The sequence below is a fragment of the Dyadobacter sp. HNCC25DJ186 genome (assembly GCF_056895235.1).
Genome location: NZ_JBXHAS010000022.1, coordinates 1 through 10,829, shown reverse-complemented (window position 1 = coordinate 10,829; position 10,829 = coordinate 1). Strand labels below are relative to the sequence as shown.

At 44.1% G+C, this 10,829-nt stretch carries 4 protein-coding genes and 1 pseudogene; all 5 read left to right on the top strand.

The window, feature by feature from the left end:
• Positions 1-1,249: pseudogene (locus AC1XUO_RS29095) on the top strand (hypothetical protein); the annotation flags it as partial.
• A gap of 169 nt (positions 1,250-1,418) precedes the next feature.
• The gene (locus tag AC1XUO_RS29090; RefSeq protein WP_483333402.1) at positions 1,419-9,299 is read left to right on the top strand and encodes a fibronectin type III domain-containing protein; all 7,881 of its coding nucleotides are present in this window, start codon (positions 1,419-1,421) and stop codon (positions 9,297-9,299) included.
• On the top strand, positions 9,283-10,005 hold the full coding sequence (locus AC1XUO_RS29085; protein WP_483333401.1) for a hypothetical protein: 723 nt from the start codon (positions 9,283-9,285) through the stop codon (positions 10,003-10,005). Before AC1XUO_RS29090 ends, AC1XUO_RS29085 begins: the two co-directional genes overlap by 17 nt.
• 25 nt (positions 10,006-10,030) lie before the next feature.
• Positions 10,031-10,402, top strand: coding sequence for a hypothetical protein (locus AC1XUO_RS29080; RefSeq protein WP_483333400.1), 372 nt, complete (start codon positions 10,031-10,033; stop codon positions 10,400-10,402).
• A 213-nt stretch (positions 10,403-10,615) separates the two neighbouring features.
• Positions 10,616-10,829: hypothetical protein (locus AC1XUO_RS29075; protein ID WP_483333399.1), on the top strand; the 214-nt coding region annotated here is incomplete at its 3' end.

Here is a 10,829-nt window from a genome sequence, read left to right as displayed (position 1 = left end):
CGGTGAAAACACGGTGGTCTATGCAGATGGCTGTGACGGTACGATCACCTGGTCAACGGGCGCGACAGGTAATACGATCTGGACTGGGGCCGGTACTTACTGGGCGACTTGTAGTAAACCTGGTTACCAGAACAGCGATGCTGGTTTCATCATGATCAATACGATCATTGAACCATCTAAAGCACCGCGACCGACATTACGTGCTGACAAGCCTTCGTTAAAACCGGGTGAAAATACGGTGGTGTACGCGGACGGTTGTGATGGCACGGTTACGTGGTCAACGGGTGCGACAGGTAATACAATCTGGACTGGGGCTGGTACTTACTGGGCGACTTGTAGTAAACCGGGTTACCAAAACAGTGATCAAGGTTACATTACTATTCCTGAGGACAATACGCAAGCATGTGCCAACCCGCCATCTCCGTATCTTTCAGGGCCTGGTACCGTTGATAAAAATCAGTCGTTCAGCATATACCTGGGTGGTTGTGCTGGCGCCAGATATGTCAATAATGTATCGCAGCGAGAGGAGTTTTTTGCTAATGGCGATAGTGAACTAATCTTTGACGGAATAATTTCCTCGAATACTGAATTTAAAGTTGAATGTTTCAAGGATGGATGCCCAAGAGTTTCAGCTTCAAAAATGGTCCAGGTATCTGCTCCATGTACGCCTCCGCCGGCTCCGAATATCTCCGGACCTACACAAGTTGTGAAAGGAGCTTCATTTACTATTCGAGCATCCGGCTGTCCAGAAGGGAGTTCTTATGCCTGGACAAACAACATTAAACCTTGGATTGTTACAGGTTCTGCGGATAACGAAACAAGCATCGAAGCAACGACTACTTTTCAGGTAAGCTGCAATTATAATCGCTGCGGTGGACCAAAATCGACAATTACCGTAACAGCAGTGAATCCCGGCCCAAATCCAAATCCAAATCCCAACCCCAATCCGGTTCATGACAAAACCCCCAACTGGCAGCCTCAGGGAAGTGGAACCTGTCCCAATGGACCAGGTGTGCTTTGGAAAGATATAAACGTATATTCTGATACCTATAATCAGACCAGATGTTGTAAACGCTATAAGATTTCCATGGTACATTCGCCGGCCACCCACTGGTCTCTGACTTTCATAAATTGTAAGGGGGAAGAGATTCATGTTAACTCGCCCACCAAAGATATGAAGGAAATGTACCCGGAAGCGATCGAAGGAAAGATCAGTTGTCAGGGCTGTGCCTGGGAGGAGCTGTATTGACATTAAGCAGAAATTTACCTGCTTTGGGAGAGCTCCAAGTTAGCGAAAACAGTTTACGTAAAAGATTGATTCTCAAAGTCTTCATCCGGGTATTTGAACCCGGATGGCCAGTAAAAAACAGCGGGTCATAACAAGGCCCAGGAATTATATAAAAAATAATATTACGCTCATGCACTACCGTTTCGTTCGCGCCCTGTTGTTATTGTTGACAGTCCTGTTGTTTTTCAGGGATATCCGTGCCCAGTCCACCGACCAAAACTACCCGGTCACCGCACAAGCATTCATTGTCTCTCAGCCCAACCAGCGACTATCGTCTTATTTTTCGAGCAGCACTGCCTTAACGGTGAACCTGCTGCTGAAAGATCTGACCAAAAACAGCATCCAGGTGTATCTGAAATGGAGTATGGAGGGTCCGGGTGTTCGGGTAGCGAGCCAGGATGGGTATATCCCAATGGGGCTGATCACCTTGCAGCGGGGAGTCATTCAACGGTTTAGCGGGCTGGATTTGCAAAACGATTATTTTCGTCAGGATTTAATCGAGGAGCAGGGACTGGGGAACTCTCCTTTGCGAACGAATTTACCCGAAGGCTTTTATACCTTCCGGGTGCAGGCATTGGAAGCGGGCACGGGGCGCGAGGTTTCCAATATCGGTGAAACCTATTTCAGCATTACCACGCCTTTGCCACCGATCATCAACATTCCTTTCAACGGGGCGGAGCTTACGATCAGTGAACCCCAGCGGGTAAACATCCAGTGGATGCCACGCCATTACCGGATGCCTGGCAATATCACGACGTATGACCTGAAAGTCTGTAAAGTGCCGGACGGGTATGAGCCCACAGAAGCACTGGATGCCTGTGTAAACCCTGTGATCGATGACAAAGGTAACCCGGGTACTTTTTATCCGGGCAATACGGGTATCGGAAATAGCCTGATCGGTGCTTTGGAGCGCGGCGCCCGTTATGCGGCGCGGGTTACGGTGCATGAGTTTGATACGGATGGGAATGAGGTTGTTTTTGTTAATGAGGGCCGCAGTGAGGTGAACTGGTTCCGGTATGGAAAAGAGTGTATTTCACCGGAAAGTTTTGTGATCACCGAAACAGGGCCGGGGCGTTTGCAGTTGAACTGGGAGGCGGGGGCCGTTGCCGGACAAGCAGACGTGGACAGTTATAAAGTTTTATACCGAAAAACGGGTGATACCAAATGGACAGCCCAAACCGTTTCAGCAACGACGGCCTCGATTACAGACCTTGCTTTGGGTAGTTATGAGTTTGCCATTCAATCAGGTTGTACGGATATAGTCCCCGACCATGTTCAAACCTTTGAGGTTACGGATGAAAGTGACGACTTGGAAGACCTTCCTATCGTACTGGCAGATCCGATGCAAATCCCGGTTCAGGCTTCGGGATGCACGGCAGTTACTCCCGGAGAGCTGGCGGATTATTATTCTAATTTTCCCGGAAAAGATGGTACAGTTCCGTCTGATACTACCGGGAAATTGAAACTTCCTGGCTGTGCCCTTCAAAGCAGTGCTTTTTCTGTTTGTAGTCCTGAGCATCCTATGGTGCCATTGCCAACTGGCGGGACGGAGCTGGCAAACCTGAAAACCGGGGATGTACTGGGAATATATGATTTTGCGGTGTTTGTGACGGAAGCAAGCGGCTCAGGCAGTTTTTCGGGCAAAGGCCTGGTGCGTCTTCCTTTTATGGAAGGAACTCTGGCTTTGGCTGAGTTCAGCGGTGTAAGGGCCATCCGAAGTGATGATGGAAACGGAGGCTGCGTATACGAAGCCGTAGATTTCAAGCTTTTAAATGCCAGCCAGGCGGAAGTCGCTGCAGCAAAAAGCAAGCTGTTAAATGAGCTGGCACAAAAAACAGACCCTAATGCCTACGCCGGTACACTGGCAGGGGCACTTGCAGGTTATGATGCGCTGGGAGCCACAGCTACTGCCGATTCATTATGCCCTTACAAAACGGCGATTTTACAGGCGAGTGAAGAAATCAGAAAAGCACTTGTGGAGGCCAGTGAAAATAGTAATGATGAAAGGATCTCCGCTGTTTTAAATGATCTAAAAACATTAACAGACCAGCTTGCATCAGGTAGTCCCAAGGTAGATAGTCTTACCCGGAAATATGAAAGACTGATCAGTAGGCTTGACCAGATTGTTAAAGATGCCAACGACAACGGGCCCGATAACGGCACAACCCAGCCTGGTTATGTGATTAGTAATGTCCAGGTGAGTGGCATTGACAATGTTTCGGCTAAAATTAACTGGGAGATTTTGGGCAGTACTCCGTCGGGCCCAATCACCAAATATGTGATTGAATACCAGGACAAGGATGGAGGAGTTCTTTTGGAAACGGTAACAAATCCACAGGTTAACCTGCAACGTCTTCGCGAGGGCATGGATTATACCTTCAAAATCCTGGCTTACAACGGGGATAAAGTGGTTGCCACTTCGGAAGGAAGCTTTACTACTGTGAAACAGACTGTTCCGGTTCCTGTAAATCTGGCTTATACCCGGATTGATGATCATTCGGTAAGAATTACCTGGGACAAGAATGCACTGCACGATACATACAAACTGGTGTATACAGATGAACTGGGAATTCTTCACACTGTATATCCAACAACCAACAGTGATACCCTGATAGGACTGGACCCATCCCGTTTTTATGATTACCAGATTGTAGCCTACAATTCAGTCAAGGTTTCGAGTGATCCGGCTAATGCACGGGTGACATCCGGAGAAGAGTGTAAGCTAAGCGTTAGTGTTTTGAATGCACAAAATTCGCCCTCACTCACTGGAAATAAACATATGATTAGTGTAAGCGGGTGCATCCCTTCCGATTATCCTGCCGGAACAGCTTATCCCCCGGTCGGTTGGTCCAATGGTACGGTTGGTACTGTTAACCAGGATGGAACAATCATAACCTTTAAAGATGGAGAAACCGCGACTACTTTTATGGGACGTGTGGTGATTGTTAACCCGGTCAAAAGCACTATTTATACTGCCATTTGTAATCTTGGTTCGGGGGCTTCTGCAAAAATATGTACGTACAGTACAGAGGTGAAGGTCTCCTCCTCGGATTGTGGCGGAGAGTTTAAAATTCTGGCTTCTGCACAAGGATTGGTTGAGCAGGAAACTTCTATAAGTGTAGAGCGGTCGTTTCCAGTAACACTGACTGCGAAAGGCTGCAATGGGGAATTTAGTTGGTTAAAAGGGCTCGGGACAATAAATGAAATTTCGCTATTGCCAGCTGAGGATATGGTTGTGTCAGCACAATGTGTCGAAAACGGGAAAACCTGCTATTCTAATTCTATATCGATCAAAGTTTTATCGAAATGCCCTGCAATTTTTGTTACGGAAACAATCACATTTCCAAACAAATTATTTGGAATCAGATGGTCTACCGACAGGTTTGTCCATGCAGGTATATCAGGCTGTGATGGAAATGTTTCCTGGCGCCATGAAGGAAAGGCTAAAGTAGTAGATAAGGGTGCAGCCTTTTACAATTTAAAGGACGTAAAGGGAGATGTTACAATTTATGCTATGTGCAGTACCGGCCCTTGCCCCGAATCGAAGCTTCTGGTTTCGGAGCCTTCCAAGGATTGTAATGATAAAGTTCTTAGTTATAAAGTTGATTATGAAAGCAATTCTGTAACGATTACCGACAAGTCAGGAAGCAGCTTTTTGTTGTCAGATGGAGTAAAACAGTATAATTCGACATATGAAAGAACAGGTATTGTGCCTTTGTATAATCCGAATTATGTTTATACAGCAACTTATCAAAACGGATGTAAATCTTCCGTACAGGTCGTTGCCCCTTTCAACATTGTTGCAGAGGTAAAAAAAGACTCTCGCTATTACAAAGCAGTATCGGGGAATTCCTATGATATAAACCAGCTTAAAAATTGGGATGAGAATCTTATAAAATTGTACACCAACCCTTGTTATGGAAAATTGGTCTGGACCAACGATCAGGATCATACATTCAAGTCAGAGAACATCGAACTTTTCTTCTCGTTGAACGGAAAAGGTAAGACTTATTATGACGAAGCGTTCAATACACTTGTTTATCCTGAAAAGACTACCACTTATTATGCCACTTGTTTTAATGTAAATGGGAAAGTGCAGACTGCCTCAAATCCGATGACACTCGTTGTGACAACCGAAGAATGCATTAGTATTACAGGAAATGGGAATGTCTTTAAAGGGGATTACATTGAATTTACGGCATCGGGCTGTTTTGGCGAAGCAACCTGGACCAAGAATGGCAAGCAATTTGGGACAGGACTTACGATACACGATGTTCCTTTGTCGACTGCAAAATATGAAGTTGTATGCGACTCACCAAAATGCTCAGCCAGTAAGACAGTAACGGTTGGGTCATGTCTTCTGAATCCATACCAGGATAAAGCATCCACCAAACCGGGTGACGAAATCGTTCTGACGGCGTCGGGCTGCGGGACTACAGTGATATGGCAGGATGTATCCGGCAACTTTGCAGGAGCCGGAAAGCAGTTGAAAATTAATCCCTATGAAACAGTGACTCTATGGGCTCTTTGTAGCTTAACGGACTGCAAAGAAGAGATTGAAGTGAAAGTGCCTGTTATACTTCCCCCAAAAATTGAGTGTGAGGAGCTAAACCCTAATGCACAACCAAAGGTTATTAATAAAGGAGAACTCAACGATATTGTGCTGACCGTAACAGGATGTACCGGAGGTAAGACGATATGGAATGGGCCAGGGCTTGCCGCGGACACGCCAGGTTCAGGAGACAATCAGACAGTCACAGCAAAAGGTGTTAAAGATGTTGCCAAATACAAAGTAAAATGTGAAAAGGAAGTTGTTGGGGTAACCGAGGCAGAAATTGAAGTGACGGCATCATTGAGACTTACGCTTTCTGCGAATCCTTCGACGGTTGAAAAAGGCAAAACAACTACGCTTACAGCGGAAGGCTGCGGAGGAGGTACGATAAACTGGGTTGAAGCAAACAAAACATGCCAGTCCCCTTGTGTACTGTCAAATGTGACCATCAATGAGCCCAAAATATTTACGGCTACTTGCGTTTCTGGCACCGGGAGTGTGGAAAGGATTATAAAGGTTTCCGTTAAAGAAACCATCAAAAGTCCTTCGGGAACGGATTTTAACTCGGTTTATGATACGGGTTGCCCGTCATTTGGTGCATCTGTCACAGCGCAATCAAATCCTGGTAATGAATACCCTTATCCAGGTGGGACCGCATTCAAGCTTGAATCTTACAACTGTGGCGGAAAGGTAACCTGGGAAGTATTAGGGGGAATGTCTATTTCAGGTAACACCCATAAACCAAGTGAAACTACGACCTATGTTGCCAAATGCACCGTGAATGGCAGTGTATGTGCAGAAGCACACAGGACTGTTGAAATCTATAAATTTACGTGTGATGACTTCTTTGTAAGGTATGAACAAAAGTATCCTGGTAAGCATGATTTTTATGAAAAGTGGTGTACGTCCACCAATTCAGGGTTTGCATCAGGGAAAAGTATCAAATTGTACAAGGCAAATGGGCTAGACCAGATTATTGAAATAGGTAGTACCACCGAGTATGATCCGGGGGCTAACCCGAGTGAGGCTATAGAGTTTAAATGCGTCCCGGATACCAGATATCCCGAGAGGGCCTGCTATTATACATATGTATTTGATGAGAATAAGCAGCAATACTCTTTTTACGGACGGACCCAGTATATACCCGAGGAATTAAACGCGGGAGGGCGCTTGTCCAGCACCGATGACGCTTCGAAAAACAGTGCAGTAGTTCCTTGCCAAAAGGAATATCCATTACAGGCTTTGATGGCCAGCTACTTTAAAACTTTAATTTGTGAGATCGCAAATCAGTTCAGCGGAGACGATAAAATATTGTCGGAAACAGAAGCAAAAGCACTTCTGGCGAAACTGCAAACTGTAATTGCTGCAAATGCTAAACTTGAAAAGTACAACATTAACTTGTCTGGCATTTCGCCATCGGCGCTGGCAGCGGCAATGCAATCTGCGGCCGGCTGCCAGGCGGCAGGAGCGCTGCTGGGCAGTGCCGTAAAGGGATCAGCAGCCACTGATGTATATAATAACGATATAAGAAATACCTTCCCTGACGTCTCCAATCAGGTCAGCCAACAGGAAAATTGTCCTGCTGCAGATGCCTTGGTTGCCAGCATGGGTGCTGCGGTGTTGGAAACAGGCATAAACCAGAACATGGTGGCCGCTCAGTTTGGCGCTACCTCACCACTTATCAAGTACCAGTTCAAGGACTCATTTGTGGTATCCAATGGTAAAAATGTATTCGAGATCAAATCAGTGCCTGAGGGAGTTGACGTGAAATGGATCGGCTCTTACCTGGCCTATTTCAAATCCGGCAGTCCCGGCGCATTCCTTGGTTTCTACAAGGTAGGTTACTCTGGTAACTGTACCAAGGCTTACACCGCAAAGGAAAATGATGTTTGTAAAGATCTTTGCAGTGAAGGCTTTCTGCCCAAAGACTTTATGGAAGTTGTAATTCCGCTTAATTTGATAGCTACCGCTACCGATGCGACCTGCGCAGCCGACGATGGAAGTATTAGCCTTAAAGCAACCGGAGGTATTCCGCCATACCAATTCAGCATGGATGGCGCAACCTTCCAGGAAAGCCCTTCATTTACCAAACTGGAAGCAGGGAACTATACGCTGACGGTGAAGGATAGCAAAAGCGCTACGGCGACAGCAACGGCGATTGTTAAAGAGCCGGAAGTTTTTATTGCCGTACCAAGCCTCTTTTTGCCAACGCTTCGTGTAGGGACAGTAGATCCGAATGCAAAAATCGCCACGGATGAAGGTTTTATTGATGTAAGCTATGATGAGACAACACGGAAAACTACCTTTAAGCTAAAAGCAGGCTTTGACTTGAAAGCGACTTCTTCGGGTGTCTGGAAACTGACCGTTACAAACAGTGATCCGGAAGATAAGAAGTTGGAAGGCACTTATCAGGCATACTATAATGATTGCGATCATAATGCATTTATCGGGTTTTACAGGATAGATCCTGTAAGCACACCATGCAGCCCTGATAAATGGAAAGAAAAGGGAACCGTGAAAATGCTTTGTAAAGAAGCCTGGCTGCCTGAAGCAGCCTATGCTGAAATCATAAAAAATATCATGATTTTTGCAAATGGGTACCGTAGCATTGAAAAATTATTGGACATCTTTAGCTTCCCGGAATTCCCGGAATCAAATGACTTAATAGAAACAGAAGATGTAAGAGGCTATTGGGGTGGACAGGATGCATCCTTTGCATTCAGGCGACAACCCGACCAGATTTATTATGCGGACGGGCACCACAGCATTACAACATCTACTCACAATGCTGCTGATGATGCGCAAAAATCGCAACTTCGGTTTTTAGATAGTTTTGCAAGTTCCAAACTAACCTTACAACCAACGATCCCGAATCCAAACGGAATTCCGATTCCTAATGAATGCTATTTAAAGCCTGAGTGTGTTGCTCTTGATGAAGTTTCTAATACAGGTGGGTTTAACTATCGTAAGGAAAAGGGCAAAAATGCCTACGAGGTTTTAGTTGGTAAAATGTCAGGTGTTAAAAAACCGGCGGGAGCCAAAGTGACCTATCATATTGATGTAGTAGCTCATTCTATGGGCTTTGCCTATGCTCAGGGAATCATTGAAGAATTGAAAAATGCTTCATTAAAGGGTAGTATTAATGTAAAATTTGGTGGATATTATATTATCGCGCCGGAGAATGGAAATGCGGGAACGATCACCCCAAGTGACTGGGAACAGGTATGGCAGTACGGAAGTGATCTGGACAGACCGGATAAGGCAAATGCAGATAAAATGTGGGAGCAAGATGGAGTGGCACCGCAGGCAAAAGTTAATGGTCTTGATGATCAAAGAGCTTATATACCAAAAAACCAAGGGATTCCGAAAGGTTTTGTTGACAGTCATAGAATTGGTAATTATGGATGGATATTTAACATTTTAACTCCGGATGATAAAGGATATGTCACACCCAAATAGTTTAAATAAGAACTGTTTCTTGTTTCTTGTTTCTTGTTGCTTGTTGCTTGTTTCTTGTGATAAGAAGAATAAAACCTATGAAATAGATTATGACAGGATTACAAAAGAAAGGGCACTATATCTTAATTATTCAACTAATGTGTCGACCCCAGAAAATTATAAGCTAGTGTATGACCAAGCTTTTGATTCAATAAGTAATTGGGCTAATCACGGTTTGAAATCATACATAAATGAACGGGATAATAAATGGTTTTTGGATTCGTTAGTCTGCTTCAATAGAAATATGGACAAATGTATTATGGCTATTGCAAAATTAAACACCAAGTATCCAGAGATAGAAGCTGATGGATTAACCTATTTTTATGGACTAAAAATAGGTCATAAATGGTATTTTTTTGACGGGCCTTATATTGCGCTTCCCAGAAATTTTTATCAGGAAAATACAAAGGTTCCTCTCAGTTCTTCGATACTAAAAGCTATTGCGATGGATGAAATTTTCAAAGGCTATTTGAAGAAGAATAAGGAAAATGAGAAATGGGAGATAAATGAGGTATTTTTTGCCGGAATGGAAAATAAAAATAATCCAGAGGTTTCGTCTGGTTATGGCTCATGTTTTGAATGCAGAAGTTTTGATGAATATGTATTGTATCGAGTGAAAAAAAATTGGGAGAAAAGGGACACGCTGAATTACCAACCTCTTCAATGACCAGGGCTTTGCTTACGCTCAGGGAATGATTGACGCCTTAAAAAACAGTACCATAAAAGATAAAATCACGTGGAGCAGTTACTACATTATCGCCCCCGAAAATGGATGCTCTGCCACCTACGGCAAAGTAGACCCTGCTCAATGGAAAGACCAGATTTGGCAATATGGGAGTAATTTGGGACAAGGAGACCCTGATCCACTGTGGAATCAAGATGGGGTGGCACCTCAGTGCCCGGTAACTGGCCTCACAGATCAGAGTAGAGCTTTTATTCCAGCTACTTATGGAAATGGGAAAACAATTCCGAAAGGCTATTTGGAAAGTCACAGTATTAGCAATTATGGATGGATATTTGAAATTAAGTCTTCTGAACCAAAAGGTTATGTCATACCAAGATAGAATAGTAATAATAGTCAAGATAATACTGAAAAATATTATCAGATATCTATAAAAATTTCGAGCCCAATTATATATGATGGTGTTTGGAATTTGGCTAAGGATACACTTGATTATTGGATAAAAAATAAATTAACTACAACCAGGGCATATCGAAACTCGAATTGGAGATTAGATAGCTTGATTTGTTTTAACACAGCGATTGATAAGTGTATCATGTCTGTCTATCATCAGGAAGGGCGGACAACAAATAACGCCTTGGATTATTTCTATGGAATTAAAATAAGGGGGAAATGGTATTTTTTTTATGGTGCAGTAGTCTATGCATTCAGTGAGGCTTATGGTTATCCTAAAAACGCCCCTTTGCCCTTCACAAAACTCCACGAGATAGCGATGGATAATATTTTCAAAGGTTATTTGAAGAAGAATA